Below are 18,959 nucleotides of genomic sequence, written 5' to 3'. Positions count from 1 at the left end.
TAGGGAGAATATTAGGTTATGCCTAAATGTCTTATCCGCATCATGATGGTGCTCTTTCTGCTATTTTTTGGGGTTACTGCATATGCACAATCGTCATGGCAGCCATTGCCAGATACGATCCACAAAAGTGAGCGCGATCCTCGTCAATATAAAGCTATTAAATTGCAAAATGACATGACAGTTTTACTGGTTTCTGATGAAAAAGCGATTAAATCATTGGCTGCCGTATCTCTTCCGGTTGGCCATATGGAAAATCCAGATAACCAGCTTGGTCTGGCTCACTATCTTGAACACATGGTATTGATGGGTTCCAGACGTTACCCGCAACCAGGAGAGTTTGTTGAATTTTTGCAAAAACATGGGGGAAGCCGTAACGCCAGTACCACCGCCAATCGTACAGCATTCTATCTGGAAGTTGAAAATGGCTCCTTAACCGAAGCTGTTGATCGCCTTGCGGATGCGCTTGCTGAACCTCTACTGGAACCAGACAATGCTGATCGTGAACGCCATGCTGTTGATAATGAAATGACCATTGCTCGTGCGGGTGAAGCGCATCGCTTATGGCAAATCCGTTCTGAGACTATTAATCCGGCTCACCCCAATGCCCGCTTTGCTGGTGGAAATTTAGAAACACTTAAAGATAAACCTGATAGCAAATTACAGACGGCCCTGGTTGATTTTTACCAACGCTATTACTCCGCTAATCTGATGAAAGGGGTTGTGTATGGCAATCAATCCATCGATAAATTGGCTCAGATTGCATCAGAAACCTTTGGCCGTATTCCAAACCGACATGCTTCGGTGCCCGCCATTACAGTTCCGGCTATCACAGATAAGGAAAAAGGCACCATTATCCATTATGTGCCAGCAAAACCTTACAAAGCGTTACGACTAGAGTTTAGCATTGCTGACAACAGTGCGGATTTTCTTAGTAAAACAGATGGATATATCGGGTATTTGATTGGTAATCGCAGCCAAAATACCTTGTCTGACTGGTTGCAAAAGCAGGGGTTAATCGAAAGTATCGGCGCTAGTGCAAATCCCAAAACTGATGGTAATTCAGGGGCGTTTGATATTTATGTTTCGCTAACGGATAAGGGTCTTGAACATCGTGATCAAGTTATCGCAGCCATCTTTTCTTACATTAACCTGCTAAAACAACAGGGGATTAATAAGAGTTATTTCGATGAAATGGCTAAGGTTCTGAATTTGTCTTTCCAGTATGCATCAATCGTACGGAATATGAATTACATTGAAGGGCTGTCTGATGCCATGCTGGTATTGCCTATATCCCATGTACTGGATGCGGGTTATGTTGCAAATGAGTTTAATCCAAAAGCAATAGCTAGCCGTCTGGACGAATTAACGCCTGAAAATGCGCGTATCTGGTTTATTAGTCCAACAGAACCACATAATAAAGAAGCTTACTTTGTGCAGGCTCCGTATCAAGTCAATAAAATGACTCCACAACAGTTGGCAGAATGGAAAAAGCTCGAACAGGGAGACTTATTCTCTTTGCCTGAGTTGAATCCCTATATTCCTGATAATTTATCTCTGGTTAAAACATCTGGCAGCCAAGAACACCCTAAAATGATTTTGGAACAGCCAAATGTTCGCTTGCTGTATATGCCGAGCCAATATTTTGCGGATGAACCTAAAGGCAGTATTGCACTGGAGATGCGTAATTCCAATGGATTGAAAAACATCAAAGATCAGGTTTCAGATACCTTATTGAGCTATTTGTCTGCACTTACACTTGATCAGCTAGGCTATCAGGCATCGGTTGGGGGAATGGGGATTTATACAAGCTATATTGATGGTTTGAAGATCGGAGTTAATGGTTATACACAACACTTACCAGAGTTGTTAACTTCAGCGATTGATCAATATATTTCGTTTATACCGACTCAAGAAGAACTGGCTCAAGCGAAATCATGGTATCGGGAAAAAATGGAAGTCGCCAATAATGGCAAGGCTTTTCAAATGGCTATGCAACCCATTTCCCGTCTCTCTGGTGTCCCTTACTTTGAACAGGCAGAAAAATTGAAAGTACTGGATACCATCACTGTTGATGACATCGTGAAATACCGTCAGAGCATGATCCAGCACGCGGCATTACAGGCTTTGGTCTTCGGTAATTTCACTGAACAGCAGAGTATTGACATCGTTCAATCAGCACAAAAGCAGCTCGCTAACCAAGGAACAGTGTGGTGGACTGGCGAGCGTCTTGTCATTGATCGTCATTATGCGGCTAATTTCAATGGCACCGCGAATAGCACAGATAACGCTCTGGCCGAAATTTTTATTCCAACGGGGTATGGCCGTATCAAGGGATATGTCTATTCCAATTTGCTGAGTAGCGTTTTGTCACCGTGGTTCTATGATCAATTGAGAACGACAGAACAGCTTGGTTATGCGGTTTTTGCTTTCAACCAAAATGTAGGTAAACAGTGGGGATTAGGTTTCTTGCTGCAAAGTAACAGCAAGCAACCGGATTACCTGCATCGACGTTACCAGAGCTTCTATCAACAGGCTGATAAAAAGCTGAAAGCGATGTCTGATGCTGAGTTTGAACAGTATAAAAAATCACTGCTGACAGAAATGCGTGAGCCGCCACAGACTTTCTATTCAGAAGTGGCTGGCTTTGATGCGGATTTTGGGCGCAACAACTTCAAATTTGATACACGTGAGAAAGTCATTGCAGCGATGGAGAAAGTTACTAAAGCACAGCTTATTGTTTTTTATGAAAAAGCTGTGCTTAAACGTCAGGGATTGGCGCTGATTTCCCAAATTACAGGGAAAAAAGGTACAGCTCATCAATATGCAGAACTGAAAGGCTGGCAAACTTACGACTATGTGTCAGATTTCCAGAAACAATTACCGGTTAAGGTGAATGCTCAGTGAGCAAAGAAATACCCTCTCATAAGCTTAACCCGTTAACATTGCCGCTGTATGGTCAGCGGCTAATCGAAGCTTCTGCGGGAACGGGAAAGACTTATACGATAGGCTTGTTATATCTCCGGCTGTTACTGGGATTGGGCGGCTCTGCCGCCTTTTCCCGCCCGTTGAATGTCGAAGAGATTCTGGTTGTTACTTTTACGCAAGCGGCGACAGATGAATTACGTGGACGTATCCGTGAAAATATCCACCAGCTCCGTTTGGCTTGTATACGGGAAGAAACAGTGGCTAGCGATCCTATCTATCAGCAATTACTGGATGAAATTCCTGACAAGGAAAGTGCGGCCAGTTGGTTATTAGCCGCTGAACGTCAGATGGATGAGGCGGCGATTTATACCATCCACGGCTTTTGTCAGCGTATGCTAGTACACAATGCGTTTGAGTCTGGTGTACTGTTTGATCAGACCTTAATTCAGGATGAAAACCAGTTACGTAAACAAGGCTGTGCCGATTTTTGGCGGCGTCACTGTTATCCCTTACCCTTACCCTTGCCAATCGCTGCGGAAGTCAGCCGGATATGGAGTGGACCGGAAGCATTATTAAAAGATATTTCGAGCTATTTACACGGAGATATGCCGTATATCGTCAATGCACCGGATGGGAATGAAACACTGTTTAGTCGTCATCAGAAAATCATTGAGCAGATTGATGCGATAAAGCGCCAGTGGCATGCTGTTGCTTCTGAATTAGAGGAACTGATCGCTAATTCAGGTGTTGATAAGCGTAGTTACAGCAAAAAGCATTTGCCTAATTGGCTGAATAGTGTTTCTGAGTGGGCTAAATCACCAACTAAAGATTACCTATTGCCCAAAGACTTGGATAAATTTTGTCAGTCGCGCTTGTTAGAAAAGACCAAAAAAGGGGATGCTCCGCAGCACGCGCTGTTTGTAGCAATTGATGGTTTATATCGGCACCCGCTGACATTGAAAGATATCATCCTCTCCAAAGCGATTGTTGAAGTTCGTCAAGCGGTTAACCAGGAGAAGCTGATCCGCGGCTACATGGGCTTTGACGATTTGCTAACCCGTTTGGATAGCGCCTTGCGGCGTGCAGAAGGAGAGCAGCTTGCAGCAACCATTCGGCAGCGCTATCCCGTTGCAATGATCGATGAGTTTCAGGATACCGATCCACAACAATATCGCATTTTTCAGGCCATATATTGCTACAAATCAGAAAGTGAACGGGCTGAAAACGAAACTGGCTTGCTGTTTATTGGTGACCCAAAACAAGCGATTTATGCGTTTCGTGGAGCGGATATTTTTACTTACATTCGTGCCCGTTCTAACGTTAAAGCCCATTACACGCTGGAAACGAATTGGCGTTCTTCTGCGTCAATGGTTCAAGTTGTCAATAAACTGTTTTCTCGCCCTGAACACCCATTTTTGTTTGCACAAATCCCATTTATTAACGTCAATGCGGCAGAGAGAAATCAGAGCCTGAGATTCTCTTTGCATGGTAAGGATCAAGCTGCCTTGCGATTTTGGTTACAGCCTGGTGAAGGTGTTTCCAAAGGAGAATATGAGCAAACCATGGCTCGACAGTGTGCTGCCCAGATACGGGATTGGTTGCAGGCAGGGCAAGAAGGGAAAGCGCTTTTATATCAGGTAAAAAATAAAAAAAAAGAAGCAAGCCGTCCGGTTATGGCGGCAGATATTACGGTGTTGGTGCGTGATCGCCGAGAAGCAGCGTTAATCCGTAACGAATTGAACGCGCTGAAGATACCATCGGTTTATCTCTCCAACCGAGAAAGTGTGTTTGATACCTCAGAAGCGAAAGATTTGCTGTGGCTGTTACAGGCAGTATTGGCACCGGAAAAAGCGCGCGAATTGCGAAGTGCATTAGCCAGCAGTCTATTTGGTTTAAGTGCGCAACAAATTGACCAGTTGAATAACGATGAAAGAGCCTGGGATCGGCTGGTTGATGAATTTGATGGTTATGCCCGTTTATGGCGTACTCGTGGCGTATTACCCATGTTGCGGGCAGTAATGGTGAAATATCGGATAGCAGAAAATCTGCTGGCAGGTGATGACGGTGAACGCCGGCTTACCGATGTTATGCACATTAGTGAGCTGTTGCAGGAGGAATCTCAGCAATTAGATAGCGAACATGCCGTTGCCCGCTGGCTGGCACAACAGATTTCACGTCCTAATCCGCAATCAGAAAACCAGCAACTGCGACTGGAGAGTGATCGGCATCTGGTGCAGATCTGTACCATTCATAAATCTAAGGGACTGGAATATCCATTGGTTTGTTTGCCTTTTGTTTGTGGTTACAGGAAGCAGAAGCAGGCCGTTTATCATGATCGCCGTAACTTTGAGGCTCATCTTAATATTTCCCATGATGATGAAGCATTGAAAGAAGCTTTGGATTTGGCTGATGAAGAACGCTTGGCTGAGGATTTACGCTTGCTCTACGTTGCATTAACACGCTCGGTTTATCACTGTAGCGTTGGGGTAGCACCGCTTATCAAAGGGAATAGAGGGAAAGCAGGTGATACTGATTTGCACTTATCTGCTCTTGGGTATTTACTGCAAAAGGGACAGAAAGGTGATGCAGAACTATTGGTTAACAGCTTGAATGAGCTTTGTGATGACGGCATAGAGATAAAGTACGTGGGAGATACTACTGATTTACAATGGTGTCCACAAAGTGAAAATACTCTGTTGCTGGAAGCCAGAAAATTACAACGTTCCGTTCGGGATGATTGGCGGGTGACGAGTTATTCGGGATTACAATATTCTGCTTCCCACGCTATTTCTTCTAATTATGCTGGTGCATTGGGAGAATCAGTTGATGTGATTGTGCAATCCATTTCTCCGAAGCTGGATATTGATGCTCGTGGTGAAAAACAGGGAGAGCAATCATTACAGATGACACCGCATACTTTTCCACGTGGGGCGTCTGCGGGCACATTCCTGCACAGTATTTTAGAAGATCTGGATTTCAGTAATCCACGAGATCAGGCATGGTTGGTGGAAAAATTGGCAGTGTCAGGATTTGATGAAAACTGGGCTCCCGTATTGGAGCAGTGGATAGAGGATATTCTGGGCGCAGAATTGAACGGGCAGGGAATGAAACTTGCCAGTGTGCCTCGTCATCTCCAGCAAAGTGAAATGCAGTTTTACCTGCCAGTGGATAAGTTATTGCATTCAAGGGAAATGGATGCGATAACCCGTCGTTATGATCCGCTGTCTGCGCAATGTGCCCCATTATCCTTTCATCAAGTCAAGGGCATGTTAAAAGGTTTTATTGATTTAGTTTTTTGCTGGCAAGATAAGTTTTACGTAGTGGATTACAAGTCAAACTGGTTAGGTGAGAACAGCCAGTCATATACGCAAGAAGCGATGGCAAGAGCCATGATAGAACATCGTTACGATTTCCAGTATCAGCTTTATACTTTAGCCCTGCACCGTTATTTACGTCATCGGTTAGCTCATTATGATTATCGCCGCCATTTTGGTGGAGTGATCTATCTGTTTTTGCGCGGTATTGATCAAGAGAACCCCGGGCATGGTATTTATTACTACTTGCCTCCCTTTGAATTTATTGACGAACTGGATACGCTTTTCAGTGCTGTTGGTGAGGAGCAAAGCGTATGAATTCCATGATGTCATTCTTGCAGCAGGCGGTGAGCCAGAAGCTGCTACGTCCTTTGGATGTACAGTTTGCTTATGCGATGATTGAGGATGAAAATCCGCTGCTGCTATTGATTACAGCCTTGTTAAGCGCTGAATCAGGTGCGGGGCATGTCTGTTTGCCATTGGAGCGGATTTCACCAAAATATTTTTTTGAAGGTAGGCAGCCAGAGCTAGCTGCATCGCTTTGGTCTTTAGTCGGAGAACCTGATCAACAACAAATTTTGGCTGTTTTGCAGGCATGTCCGGCGGTAAGTATGGGGGAATTTCCGGCACCGATGATCCTTACCCATCAAAGGGAGAGTGATTATCGCCTATATTTACAACGTATGTGGCAAAGTGAACGGCGGGTGGCGGATTTTTTTGCTGCTGTGGAGTTCACTGAGACTTTTGATCAACTTTCCTATGACCAAACTTCCTGTGGTCAAACGGCTCTTGATGAAATCCAATTACGTCGTATTTTGGATGAGCTTTTTGGTGTCACTGTTGAAGGGGAAATCGATTGGCAGAAAGTTGCGGCGGCAGTGGCTGTAACAAGCCATATCTCGGTGATCTCTGGGGGGCCAGGAACCGGAAAAACCACGACAGTAGCGAAATTGTTGGCTGCTTTGATCAAGTTGCATGAAGGGAAAAAATTAAGTATTCAATTAGCGGCACCAACCGGTAAGGCAGCGGCCAGATTAACGGAATCGCTTAGGGAAGCGGTCAAGAAACTCGATTTGACGCCAGAACAGTGGCATAGCATTCCAGAACAGGCACAAACGATCCACCGTTTACTGGGAGCGCAACCCGATAGCCAGAAACTACGTTATGGGCGTGATAATCCGCTGTCCCTTGATATTTTGATTATTGATGAAGCATCAATGGTGGATTTACCGATGATGGCTCACTTGGTTGATGCTTTGCCGTCGCGGGCGAAAGTCATTTTCCTGGGGGATAAAGACCAGCTTGCATCGGTTGAAGCCGGAGCGGTATTGGGAGATATTTGCCGCTTTGCTGAACAAGGCTATAGTACCCAGCGTGCTGAGCAATTGGAACGATTGACCGGATGTCAGTTAACATCTTATTCCACCTTACATTCCGATAAAAATGCTTCTGCCGTGCGGGATTGCTTATGCCTGTTGCGCAAAAGTTATCGCTTCAACTCAGCTTCCGGTATTGGGCAATTGGCTTCAGTTGTAAATCAAGGGGATCGCTGGGGGGTTGCGGCGGTGCTGAATCAGTCTTTTCCCGATGTTAATTTTTATCCACTTTCAGAAGATGAAGATTATCAGCATCTGTTGGCGGAAACCGCTGTTGGTTACTCTCAGTATTTAGCAATGGCAAATGAACGGGCGGCGAAAGAAGCCATTTTAGCGGAATTCAATCGCTTTCGATTGCTGTGCGCGTTAAGGGAAGGTCCTTTTGGTGTTACGGGGCTGAACCAACGAATGGAACAATTACTGCACAGGAAAGGCGTTATTACCCTGCCCAAACATGTGGAGAGCCGTGGTTATGTCGGGCGACCTATCATGATATTGCGTAATGACAGTACCCTTGGACTGTTTAACGGAGATATCGGGATTATGCTCAAAAATCAGGATAATGAGCTGAAAGCCTATTTCCAGTTGTCTGATGGGCAGATTAAAGGGTTTCAGCCGAGTCGATTACCTCAACATGAAACAGCTTATGTGATGACAGTGCATAAATCTCAAGGATCTGAATTTGAGCATACAGCCTTGGTGTTACCGACTCAATACTCACCAATACTCAGTCGGGAATTAGTGTATACCGCACTGACGCGGGCGAGGGAAAAACTAACGATTTATGCTAATAAGTTAGTTTTGGATAAAGCTGTGGCTACAGCAACACAGCGACGAAGCGGGTTGGTAGATTGGTTCAACCCGCAATAAAGAAGGCGATGCGGCTAGGGATTGCATGGCTAGTAATTCTGTAAATCTAGCATCAAAATTTTGGAACAGCGCTGATAGTTATACAGCGCTTGTTTTTCCACAGGTAACATATCTATCCCTGCGGGCTTAAAGCCTTTCTCCTGAAACCAGTGAATACTGCGGGTTGTGAGCACGAAAAGTTTTTCCAATCCTTTTTGTTTTGCCTGACTGGAAATAGAATCTAGTAGAATTTCACCTCTGGAAGAGCTTCGGTAATCTGGATGTACAGCAACGCAGGCCATTTCTCCAATTTTTTCATTAGGATAGGGGTATAGGGCGGCGCAGGCGATGGTGATATTATCAAGTTCAATCAGGGTGAAGTTATCAATTTCCATTTCCAGTTGTTCACGTGAACGGCGTACCAAAATACCTTGTTGCTCCAATGGGCGAATAAGTTTGAGAATGCCGCCAATGTCATTAATATTGGCGCGGCGTATCTGTTCGGAACGTTCCATAACTATTTGAGTGCCGATACCTTCGCGGGAAAATAGTTCCTGAACCAGCGAACCATTTTCTTGATAACTGATTAAATGACTGCGGCGAACGCCACGGCGGCAGGCCTTGATAGCTCCCCTTAAGAAACGCACGGTTCCTGAATGATAATCACCAGAGTTTTCCAATTTGTGCAAGTGAGCTTCTCCTTCATTGGGAAACATTTCTGATAAGGTATTTCCTTCAGCGTCGAGTACGCCTTGGGATGAGCAAAACCCAATAAATTTTTCAGCTTTTAATTTGATTGCCAACTGTGTTGCAATTTCCTCGGAAGTGAGATTGAAACTTTCTCCTGTAACAGAAACCGCAACTGGCCCAATTAGCACAATAGCACCATTATCCAGTTGTTGGTTGATCGCTCTTTCATCAATACGGCGGATCCTGCCACTATGGCAATAATCGACTCCGTCATCGATTCCCAAAGGTTGGGCGATAACAAAGTTTCCGCTGACAACACTAATATTGGCACCTTGTAATGGGGTATAGTTTAAACTCATGGAAAGGCGCGCTGTAATCTCTAACTGTAATAATCCGGCTGCCTGTTTGACTAAGTCCAGTGTTTTGGCATCGGTTACTCTGGTGTGTTTGTAGTAAACCGATTGACAATTATGTGCGGCAATATTCTGTTCAATTTGTGGACGGGCACCATAAACAACGATTAAACGAATGCCCAGATTATGCAGTAATCCAATATCGTTGACGATATTGGCGAAATTTTCGTGGGCGATGGCTTCACCTCCCAGCATAATGACAAAGGTTTTACCTCGATGTGCATTGATATACGGAACCGAGTGACGGAAGACTTCAAACAATTCGGTACTGCGTTCTTTCATGAAACTCTCTCCGATTGAATTTTTATTCGCATCTTTTGTATTTTTATTCTTTTTAAGGAAAAATGGCAAGAGGAAATATGGCTAAAAATAACGCTATTATTTATATTGGTATAAATAAATTAAATGAGCAGAAAATACGTTTTTTGATGACAGAAGTTTGCTAATTAATTAGAGTTCCTGCCTAACTATTATGTTTGGTAAAGATTACTGCGTTTGGTTGTTTTGAAGCGGAATAAACAATGAGTTATTCAGACCATAATATTTCACGTCGTCGCCTGCTGAAAGGTGCAGCCGCTGTATGGTTATTAAGTATCAGTCCAATAGGTTATGCAGCGACTTCAAAAGTTATTGCTGTTCGTATTTGGCCTGCATCAAGTTATACCAGAGTGACGTTAGAGTCTAATATTCCACTTAGGTATCGCCAGTTTTCGCTTTCAAACCCTAATCGTATTGTCATTGATTTGCAGGGTATCCAGCTTAATAGCATTTTGAGCAGTATGGGGGCACAGGTTCATCGACGTGATCCTTACTTAAAATTAGTGCGGGCAGGGCAATTTAATCCTAAAACGGTGCGTTTAGTCTTTGAAATCAAACAGCCTGTCTCCCCGCATATTTTTACATTGCCACCCATTGCGAAGTTTAAACACCGTCTGGTACTCGATTTGTATCCCAAAAAGGCTATTGATGTGGCTAATGATCCTTTATTAGCCCTGCTTGAAGAGTACAACAGTGGGAACTTAGAACAACATTTACCTGCACAGACACGTAAACCCGGCAAGGCAGGCAAAGACAGGCCGATTGTGATTATGCTCGATCCCGGTCATGGTGGTGAAGACTCTGGAGCAATTGGGAAATATAAAACCCGTGAAAAAGATGTCGTGTTGCGGATTGCCCGTCGTTTACAGGCACTCATCAAACGTGAGCCGGGTATGAAAGTTTACATGACGCGTAATGAAGATGTGTTTATCCCCTTGACAGTGAGAGTGGCAAAAGCGCGTAAAATGCGGGCTGATCTCTTTGTTTCTATTCATGCGGATGCCTTTACAAATCGCTCTGCACGGGGTTCATCCGTGTTTGCGCTTTCGACTAAGGGTGCCACCAGCAATACGGCTCGTTTTCTCGCCCAAACTCAGAACGAAGCTGACTTAATTGGTGGAGTCAGCAAAAGTGGCGATAAATATTTGGATCACACTATGTTGGATTTGGTTCAAACTGCGACTATCAATGATAGCTTGAAATTTGGTAACGAAGTGCTCAGGCGGATAGGAAAAATCAATAAACTGCATAAAAATAGCGTCGATCAGGCGGGATTTGCAGTATTGAAAGCTCCAGATATTCCTTCTATTTTGGTAGAAACTGCATTTATCAGTAACCTGGAAGAAGAACGTAAACTTAAGACAGCGAAATTCCAGCAACAAGTGGCGGAATCTATTTTTGCTGGTATTAAGGCATATTTCAAAAACGGCGCAGAATTGGCACGGCGGTGAAATATCTGCCAAAGCTTATTGCTTATGATGCAATGATGATTATTTGCTTTATATTCATGCTTAAACCGGAATGAAATAATATCCAAATATGAATTTAAAAGTCAGTGGCAATTAGGTAATCAAGCTAACAAGTCAGAAAATAAAAGAAGAGATGAAAATTGAAGGGAAAAGATGAAAAAGGAAAATTGGTTGCGGGGGCCGGATTTGAACCGACGACCTTCGGGTTATGAGCCCGACGAGCTACCAGGCTGCTCCACCCCGCGTCCGTCTATTTGCAAATCTTGATTAGCAATCATGAATGCAAACACTGAATAATGACATCATATAGTGTTGGTTGCGGGGGCCGGATTTGAACCGACGACCTTCGGGTTATGAGCCCGACGAGCTACCAGGCTGCTCCACCCCGCGTCCGTCTATCTGCAAACTTTGATTAGCAACCATGAATGCAAATACTAAATGATGACATTTTTTACTACCAGATTGTCTTTGCTGCTAGAGCAAATCGACGCTATATCATACCAGAGATGATATATAATCGAGTTGGTTGCGGGGGCCGGATTTGAACCGACGACCTTCGGGTTATGAGCCCGACGAGCTACCAAGCTGCTCCACCCCGCGTCTGATGTCGGCACACTATACTCTGGAACGAAGCAGTTGCAAGTTTTTTTATTGATATTTACTAAATTTATTTGTTTTTTGATTTAAAAATGGTCTGATTGTTTTGTTTTTGCTCTATGGGTTTAGCTAATAAAACGGTAAGCTATTTTATCTAACTACATTTCATTATTTATGAGTGTTTGGTATTGTTCGTGCTCCGAGTGAGTGATGGTCAGAGATAAGGCATTAATATGAGAGATTGCGGCAAATATCTTTTATTTGGATTTGTCATTTCGTTATTATCGGGATGTCACTTTCGACCTACTGATCAGGCACAGCAGTATAAGGATGGGCGAATTACCCAAAACCTCCAGTTGGTTAATATCCCTAATGCCGAAGGTTCTCCGGTTAATGCTAAGGACTTTGCGACTCAAGTTAAATATATTAGCAAAGCTTCTCCTCGTCTTTATGACAATAACCGTGAATTATTTAATGCAATTGAGCATTGGATGCTGTCTGGTGGTGATATCCGTGATTTAAATGAATTCGGTTTGCTGGCTTATCAGATGGAAGGGGAAGATAAATACGGCAACGTGAAGTTTACTGGTTATTACACGCCGGTTTTGCAAGCACGACATACCAAGCAAGGAGAGTTTAAATATCCACTGTATCGTATGCCAACTCATTTACGTTCCCGTTTGCCAAGTCGCGCTGAGATATATAGAGGTGCTCTGAGCAAGAAATTTATTATTGGGTACAGTAATTCCCTGATGGATAATTTTATGATGGAAGTACAAGGGAGTGGCTATGTCGATTTTGGTGATGGACGTCCATTGACCTTTTTTGGTTATGGGGGAAAAAATGGGCATGCCTATCGCAGTATTGGCAAGGTGCTGATCGATCGGGGAGAAGTACCGATCGAAAAAATGTCTATGAAAGCTATTCGTCAGTGGGGAGAACAGCACAGCGAAGCTGAAGTGAGAGAATTGTTGGAGAAGAATCCTTCATTCGTTTTCTTTAAACCTGAATCCTATACCCTTGTGCGGGGAGCCAGTGCTGTGCCCCTTATTGCAAAAGCCTCAGTAGCGTCTGATAAATCATTGATCCCTCCTGGAACCGCATTGCTGGCGGAAGTACCTGTGCTGAATGAAAAGGGCAAATTTACTGGCCAGTATCGGATGCGTCTGATGGTGGCGTTGGATGTTGGTGGTGCCATTAAAGGGAACCATTTCGATATTTATCACGGTGTTGGGGAAAAAGCGGGTGAAATGGCTGGTTTTTATAATCATTATGGCCGTGTTTGGGTATTGAAGAAATCATCATCTGGTTTTTTGGTGGCAAACCAGTAAGATCCCCCCCAATTCAAACAATCAATCGATAACCTATCTCAATAGGGATAGGTTTTATGCGGAATTTATTTAGCAATGCAAGTTTCTCTCTCTGATGCTTATCTTCAGCGCTTCGCTGGTACGGCTCGATTATATGGCCAGAAAGCGCTTTCATTATTTGCCCGTTCACATGTCTGTGTTGTGGGTATTGGCGGTGTAGGTTCATGGGCGGCAGAAGCACTGGCGCGTACCGGTATTGGTGCTATTACGTTGATTGATATGGATGATGTTTGCATCACCAATACCAACCGCCAGTTGCACACTTTGCTACAGAATGTGGGCTTACCAAAAACGGAAGTCATAGCGGAGCGGATACGAGCGATTAATCCTGAGTGCCAGGTCACTTGCATTGATGATTTTGTCACCCCTGATAATGTGGCTGAATTGATGTCCACGGGGTTTAGCTATGTTATTGATGCCATTGATAGCATACGGCCAAAAGCAGCGTTATTGGCCTATTGTCGCCGCTATAAGATCCCGATTGTGACGACTGGAGGAGCGGGCGGGCAACTTGATCCTACCCGGATTCAGGTGGTGGATTTAGCGAAAACGGTGCAAGATCCATTGGCGGCGAAATTGAAAGAGCGCTTGAAGTCGGATTACCGCGTAGTGAAAAACGGCAAAGGTAAGTTAGGCATTGACTGTGTTTTTTCAACAGAACAGCTAGTTTATCCGCAATCTGACGGCACAGTTTGTGCTGCCAAGAGCACTGCGGATGGCTCTAAGCGAATGGATTGTGCTTCTGGTTTTGGTGCCGCAACGATGGTTACGGCGACTTTTGGTTTTGTTGCTGTATCCCACGCATTGAAAAAGATGGTGGCAAAAGCTGAACGGGAGAATGAGTTTTAAGCGAACTTAATGAATATAGGTGTTCGCTATTTCCTGAATGGTATTTATCAGGGATTTCACACCATTGAGCCTTGAGCCACTGAGTTGTTGTTCAAGGCCGAGTTGTTGAAATAGCTCGGTCAAAGGCGTTTGCACAAGTTGCTCTGGTGTTTTGCCTTCTACGGCGGTCAGCAGGATAGCTAATAATCCTTTGACAATACGGCCTTCACTATCGCCATAAAAATGCAATCGGCCATCTGCAAGTCGTTGATACCCCAACCAAACGCGATTTTCACAGCCTGATCTTTCGATATTTTGTTGTTTTAGTTCATCCGCTAAAGGAGGCAGCTTTTTGGCTAGGCCGATGAGTTGCCGATAACGATCTTCCCACAATTTACATTGTTGAAATTTTTCAATAAGTTGCTGTTCTGTAATTTCTGTTCCGAATGGATGCGGAGCCAGGATAGTGTCTGAGAGTTGTGTCATGGGTTATTTATCTTGCAATATATTCATCGATTACTGATAGGGCTGCCATGATAGGACAATATCAATCATCCATCAGCAGCGCTAGCGCAAACTTTACGGCACTGATCAATCTATCCGCATCTTGCTGGTTATTATAAGGCATGAACGAAGTGCGTAGGCAGCCGCTGATCCCAAGGGCATCCAGCAATGGCTGGGCACAGTGTTGGCCTGAACGCAGAGAGATATTTTGTTCGGCAATCAGTGTCGCTAAATCACTGTGGTGTATTCCGGCGATATTGAAAGCCAGTAAGCTGGAACCTACCACACGGTAACTGTTAAATCCCATCAGCGTACTGAGTTGCTGCTCGGTGTAATCCGTCAGGGCAATCGCATGGGATTCAGCGAGCTGGATATTAATCGTTTTCAACCATTCCAGAGTCGCTGCAAAGCCAACCACGCCGGCAACATTGGGGGTTCCCGCTTCAAAACGGTAAGGTACTACTTCCGGTGTGAAACCATCGAACGAGACTTGAGTCAGCATTTTTCCGCCGCCATGCCACGGTGACATCGCATTCAGCAATTCACTTTTGCCATACAACACACCTAATCCATTTGGGCCATACAGTTTATGGGCAGAGAAGGCATAAAAGTCGATATCCAGTTGTTGTACATTGACAGGTGCGTGAACGATACCCTGAGCACCATCGACCAGAACACGACAATCATATTGATGGGCGAGTGCGGTGACTTGTGCCAAATCTACTGCGGCGCCGGTAACGTTAGACATTTGGCTGATGGCAACTAGGCGGCTTTTTTCATTCAAGAGTTCTGCCAGAGTATCGATTTCTGGTTGGCGATGATTGCCAATCGGCCATTTAACGATTTTGGCACCGGTTTGTTCCGCCAAAATCAACCATGGTAACAGGTTAGCGTGGTGTTCCTGTTCGCTGACAATGATTTCATCGCCAGCGTTCAGACGAGGGCGAAAGTAACTTTGGGCAACCAGATTGATGGACTCAGTGGTTCCTTTTGTCCAGATAATATTTTCAGGCAATGGCGCATTGATCAATTCCGCCACCAGTGAACGAGCCTGCTCATAACGAGCAGTCATGGCTTGCGCAGTGGCATGTTGGCTGCGGTGTACTGTTGCACTGTGATTTTGGTAATAATACTCGGTTGCTTCAATCATACATGCCGGTTTTAAAGCCGTGGCTGCACTGTCCAGAAATGTGGTGGATTGTTGCAGGGCAGGAAATTGCTGGCGGAATTTTTCTGAGTCAAAGGCTTTCATAAACGCTGCTAATTTAATCGTTTTGTGATAAAGAATGAGTTTTTCTTTAATCAAGAGATAAGGAATTCTACAGGAGAAAGCAGGGAAAAAAAGCACCGCAATTGCGGTGCAATAAAAAATCACTATGGACAGACAGGGTAAATGTACAGGAAGTGAAAAAACAGTAGCTTATGCTACAAAGCCTGGTTTCCCAGACAACTTGCAAACACAACATCACAACCACAAAGCCAAAAGCTTCAGTGTATCGCTACAAAGAGACTTTTCGTTCCGGCTTAGGAAGTGCGCACACTATAGGGATTTGCTGGTATATCATCAATGGACAAATTATAATGCTTCGGATTACAAAAACTAATAAATGAATGAAAAGAGTTACCGGTATCGTCACTACTAAATAAGAAACGAACATGTCTAAACGTTTACCTCCTCTCAATGCGTTACGCGTTTTTGATGCCGCGGCCCGTCATTTAAGTTTTACTAAAGCGGCAGAAGAATTATTTGTGACTCAGGCCGCTGTTAGCCATCAAATGAAAAGTTTGGAAGATTTTCTGGGATTAAAACTTTTTCGTCGTCGTAACCGTTCGCTATTGTTGACGGAAGATGGTCAGAGTTACTATCTCGATATCAAGGAAATTTTTACCGCCATCAATGACGCGACCCGCAAACTTCAGGCTCGTAGTGCCAAAGGGGCATTAACGGTTAGTTTGTCTCCCAGTTTTGCGATTCAGTGGTTAGTACCTCGGCTCTCAGGTTTCAATCAGAGTTTTCCGGGGATTGATGTTCGCATTCAGGCAATAGATCGGGAAGAAGATAAACTGGCTGATGATGTCGATGTTGCGATTTTTTATGGCAGAGGAAACTGGCCGGGCTTGCGAACCGATCGCCTTTATCCTGAATATTTGCTGCCTGTTTGTTCTCCTGCGTTGCTGATGGGTGATCGCCCATTGAAAACTCCAGCAGATCTCGCCAAGCATACTTTGTTGCATGATTCATCCCGACGGGATTGGCAAGCCTATGTTCGCCAGCTTGATATGCAGCAGCAGATTAATGTCCAGCAGGGACCAATATTCAGCCATAGTGCGATGGTGATCCAGGCGGCTGTACATGGCCAAGGTGTTGCGTTAGCCAATAATGTTATGGCACAAAATGAAATTGATGCGGGTCGTCTTGTCTGTCCATTTAATGATGTTTTGGTCAGCAAGAATGCATTTTATTTGGTTTGTCACGATAATCAGGCAGAATTGGGCAAGATCGCGGCTTTCCGCAAATGGATACTAACCCAAGCTGCGACTGAACAAGAAAGGTTAGGATTTATTACCCAACATACATAATAGTTATATCTAATAGCTGACAAATAAAAACAGGAGCTGTGTGATGAGCAGTCGAGCCATGCTTATTTTTGTTGGGATCAGTGGTTTTTTCTACGTGGCATTGGGGGCGATGGGGGCACATATGTTGGTGCCTATCCTGACACCACGTCAGATGGAATGGATTCATACCGGCCTGCAATATCAAGGGCTGCATACACTCGCGATGATGGTTCTGGCCGTTTTGTTGATGTGCCAGCCTGTAGCGCCGTTTGGTTGGAGTGGGATTTTTTTCACGGCGGGAATTGTGCTGTTTAGTGGCAGCCTTTATTGTCTGGCCTTTTTACCGCTAAAATTTCTGGTTTATTTGACACCAATCGGTGGGTTCAGTTTTCTCATTGGTTGGTTATGTGTATTAATTGGCGCTCTGCGTCTAAGGAAATCGGCGCCTAGCCATGAATAAAGTTGCTTTATATTGCCGCCCGGGTTTTGAAAAAGAGTGTGCGGCAGAGATTACCGATAAGGCGGGTAAAAAAGAAATTTACGGTTTTGCCCGTGTGAAAGAGAACAGTGGATATGTGCTGTTTGAGTGTTATCAGCCCGATGATGCGGATCGCCTGATCCGTGAAATACCGTTCGGTGAATTGGTTTTTGCTCGTCAAATGTTAGTTGTGAGCGAATTGCTGAAAGATTTGCCGCAGGAAGATCGCATTACTCCGATTGTTGGCATGTTGATCGGTGTTATTGAGAGGGCGGGTGAGCTGCGTGTCGAGGTGCCGGATACCAATGAAGGCAAGGAGTTGATGAAGTTTTGCCGTAAGTTTACTGTTCCGTTACGTAATGCGATGCGTCAGGAAAAACTTCTGCTGGCAAAGGAAAATTATAGTCGTCCTGTTATCCATGTCTTTTTCATTGCTTCGGGCTGCTGTTATGTCGGGTATTCCTACAGCAATAATAATTCCCGTTTTTATATGGGTATTCCTCGCCTGAAATTCCCCTCTGATGCACCAAGCCGTTCAACGCTGAAACTGGAAGAAGCTTTTCATATATTCATTCCTTATGACGAATGGGAAGAGCGTTTAGGTAGCGGCCTTCATGCAGTAGATCTTGGTGCTTGTCCGGGAGGATGGACTTACCAGCTAGTAAAACGCAGCATGATGGTTCATGCGGTAGATAATGGTCCGATGGCTGATAGTTTGATGGAAACAGGTCAAGTGAAGCATCATCGTGTGGATGGTTTTAAGTTTGAGCCGCCAGTGAAAAACATTTATTGGCTGGTTTGTGATATGGTTGAAAAACCTGCCAAAGTTGCTCAATTGATGACGGATTGGCTGGTAAAAAGCTGGTGCCGTGAGGCGATCTTCAATCTTAAGTTGCCGATGAAAAAGCGTTATGAGGAAGTCGCTCATCTATTGCAGAAAATAGAACAGCAATTGCGAGAAAATGGTGTGAATGCGCAGATTCAGGCGAAACACCTGTATCACGATCGTGAAGAGATTACCGTACATGTTCGTCGTATTTGGTCCTTGTATGCAACTGATCGGGATTATTGATACAATCCTTTATCGCTAAGAATGCTGCCCCATGGGCAGCACTTATTTATTATGGCTTTAGCCAGTTTAAGATGCGTTAGCTTCTTAAACATAAAACCACCCGCTATGCGGGTGGAGTTCAAGGGTTATACCAAGAAAAACACCTTTCCGTTACGATATAGATGTTCAAGCTAATATACGTAACTTAAATAAGGAAA

The 18,959-nt window shown here is 44.3% G+C and carries 12 protein-coding genes and 3 tRNA genes; 9 read left to right on the top strand and 6 right to left on the bottom strand.

Going from position 1 to position 18,959, the window contains the following annotated elements; translation table 11 throughout:
• The first annotated feature begins 18 nt into the window (after positions 1-18).
• The 3 genes from ptrA to recD are packed head-to-tail and all read left to right on the top strand — an operon-like array spanning position 19 to position 8,485.
• Positions 19-2,904 carry a pitrilysin gene (gene ptrA, locus Xentx_RS11305; protein ID WP_074020344.1) on the top strand — a complete coding sequence of 962 codons (2,886 nt, stop codon included), beginning with the start codon at positions 19-21 and terminating at the stop codon, positions 2,902-2,904.
• Positions 2,901-6,557, top strand: a complete 3,657-nt coding sequence (gene recB, locus Xentx_RS11300) for an exodeoxyribonuclease V subunit beta (RefSeq protein WP_074020343.1) — start codon at positions 2,901-2,903, stop codon at positions 6,555-6,557. The genes ptrA and recB overlap by 4 nt, the downstream gene beginning before the upstream one ends.
• Before the next feature lie 5 nt (positions 6,558-6,562).
• Entirely contained in the window at positions 6,563-8,485 is a 1,923-nt protein-coding gene (gene recD, locus Xentx_RS11295) for an exodeoxyribonuclease V subunit alpha (protein ID WP_208607576.1), read from the top strand.
• A 29-nt stretch (positions 8,486-8,514) separates the two neighbouring features.
• On the opposite strand, the gene argA is transcribed toward recD, so the two are convergent.
• Positions 8,515-9,849: an amino-acid N-acetyltransferase gene (gene argA / locus Xentx_RS11290; RefSeq protein WP_074020341.1), complete on the bottom strand. Its 1,335-nt coding sequence runs from the start codon at positions 9,847-9,849 to the stop codon at positions 8,515-8,517.
• 239 nt (positions 9,850-10,088) lie between these two features.
• Between argA and amiC the strand changes: the two genes are divergently transcribed.
• Positions 10,089-11,336: an N-acetylmuramoyl-L-alanine amidase AmiC gene (gene amiC, locus Xentx_RS11285; protein WP_074020340.1), complete on the top strand. Its 1,248-nt coding sequence runs from the start codon at positions 10,089-10,091 to the stop codon at positions 11,334-11,336.
• Between the two features lie 186 nt (positions 11,337-11,522).
• On the opposite strand, the gene Xentx_RS11280 is transcribed toward amiC, so the two are convergent.
• The 3 genes from Xentx_RS11280 to Xentx_RS11270 form a co-directional block, all read right to left on the bottom strand.
• Positions 11,523-11,599, bottom strand: a tRNA-Met gene (locus tag Xentx_RS11280).
• A 68-nt stretch (positions 11,600-11,667) separates the two neighbouring features.
• Positions 11,668-11,744: transfer RNA gene (locus Xentx_RS11275), tRNA-Met, on the bottom strand.
• Positions 11,745-11,877: 133 nt separating this feature from the next.
• Positions 11,878-11,954, bottom strand: a tRNA-Met gene (locus Xentx_RS11270).
• Positions 11,955-12,184: 230 nt separating this feature from the next.
• On the opposite strand from Xentx_RS11270, the gene mltA reads away from it, so the two are divergent.
• Entirely contained in the window at positions 12,185-13,282 is a 1,098-nt protein-coding gene (gene mltA, locus Xentx_RS11265; RefSeq protein ID WP_074020339.1) for a murein transglycosylase A, read from the top strand.
• A 75-nt stretch (positions 13,283-13,357) separates the two neighbouring features.
• Positions 13,358-14,170 (top strand): tRNA cyclic N6-threonylcarbamoyladenosine(37) synthase TcdA, encoded by an 813-nt coding sequence (gene tcdA, locus Xentx_RS11260; RefSeq protein ID WP_074020338.1) that lies wholly within the window; start codon positions 13,358-13,360, stop codon positions 14,168-14,170.
• Positions 14,171-14,176: 6 nt separating this feature from the next.
• On the opposite strand, the gene csdE is transcribed toward tcdA, so the two are convergent.
• Both csdE and csdA read right to left on the bottom strand, forming a co-directional pair.
• Positions 14,177-14,635, bottom strand: a complete 459-nt coding sequence (gene csdE / locus Xentx_RS11255) for a cysteine desulfurase sulfur acceptor subunit CsdE (RefSeq protein WP_074020337.1) — start codon at positions 14,633-14,635, stop codon at positions 14,177-14,179.
• 61 nt (positions 14,636-14,696) lie between these two features.
• Positions 14,697-15,905, bottom strand: a complete 1,209-nt coding sequence (gene csdA / locus Xentx_RS11250; protein WP_074020336.1) for a cysteine desulfurase CsdA — start codon at positions 15,903-15,905, stop codon at positions 14,697-14,699.
• 404 nt (positions 15,906-16,309) lie between these two features.
• Here csdA and Xentx_RS11245 point away from each other — a divergent pair, with 404 nt between their 5' ends.
• From Xentx_RS11245 to rlmM, 3 genes are read left to right on the top strand one after another with little or no spacing between them, the layout of a single operon-like run.
• A complete protein-coding gene (locus Xentx_RS11245) occupies positions 16,310-17,233 on the top strand; it encodes a transcriptional regulator GcvA (RefSeq protein WP_074020335.1) in 924 nt (307 codons plus the stop codon).
• 43 nt (positions 17,234-17,276) lie between these two features.
• A complete protein-coding gene (locus Xentx_RS11240; protein WP_074020334.1) occupies positions 17,277-17,672 on the top strand; it encodes a DUF423 domain-containing protein in 396 nt (131 codons plus the stop codon).
• The gene (rlmM, locus tag Xentx_RS11235; RefSeq protein WP_074020333.1) at positions 17,665-18,762 is read left to right on the top strand and encodes a 23S rRNA (cytidine(2498)-2'-O)-methyltransferase RlmM; all 1,098 of its coding nucleotides are present in this window, start codon (positions 17,665-17,667) and stop codon (positions 18,760-18,762) included. Before Xentx_RS11240 ends, rlmM begins: the two co-directional genes overlap by 8 nt.
• Positions 18,763-18,959: the final 197 nt, after the last annotated feature.

It is taken from the genome of Xenorhabdus thuongxuanensis, from assembly GCF_001908095.1.
Taxonomy (GTDB): Bacteria; Pseudomonadota; Gammaproteobacteria; order Enterobacterales; family Enterobacteriaceae; genus Xenorhabdus; species Xenorhabdus thuongxuanensis.
The sequence above is the reverse complement of the archived record's forward strand: the minus strand, read 5'-3'. Positions and strand labels throughout refer to the sequence as shown.

Bases quoted from the DNA above. Each gene is read 5' to 3' on its own strand.
- argA (WP_074020341.1), bottom strand. From the start codon at position 9,849: ATGAAAGAACGCAGTACCGAATTGTTTGAAGTCTTCCGTCACTCGGTT.
- mltA (WP_074020339.1), top strand. From the start codon at position 12,185: ATGAGAGATTGCGGCAAATATCTTTTATTTGGATTTGTCATTTCGTTA.
- recD (WP_208607576.1), top strand. From the start codon at position 6,563: ATGATGTCATTCTTGCAGCAGGCGGTGAGCCAGAAGCTGCTACGTCCT.
- csdA (WP_074020336.1), bottom strand. From the start codon at position 15,905: ATGAAAGCCTTTGACTCAGAAAAATTCCGCCAGCAATTTCCTGCCCTG.
- rlmM (WP_074020333.1), top strand. From the start codon at position 17,665: ATGAATAAAGTTGCTTTATATTGCCGCCCGGGTTTTGAAAAAGAGTGT.
- ptrA (WP_074020344.1), top strand. From the start codon at position 19: ATGCCTAAATGTCTTATCCGCATCATGATGGTGCTCTTTCTGCTATTT.
- csdE (WP_074020337.1), bottom strand. From the start codon at position 14,635: ATGACACAACTCTCAGACACTATCCTGGCTCCGCATCCATTCGGAACA.
- amiC (WP_074020340.1), top strand. From the start codon at position 10,089: ATGAGTTATTCAGACCATAATATTTCACGTCGTCGCCTGCTGAAAGGT.
- tcdA (WP_074020338.1), top strand. From the start codon at position 13,358: ATGCAAGTTTCTCTCTCTGATGCTTATCTTCAGCGCTTCGCTGGTACG.
- Xentx_RS11245 (WP_074020335.1), top strand. From the start codon at position 16,310: ATGTCTAAACGTTTACCTCCTCTCAATGCGTTACGCGTTTTTGATGCC.
- Xentx_RS11240 (WP_074020334.1), top strand. From the start codon at position 17,277: ATGAGCAGTCGAGCCATGCTTATTTTTGTTGGGATCAGTGGTTTTTTC.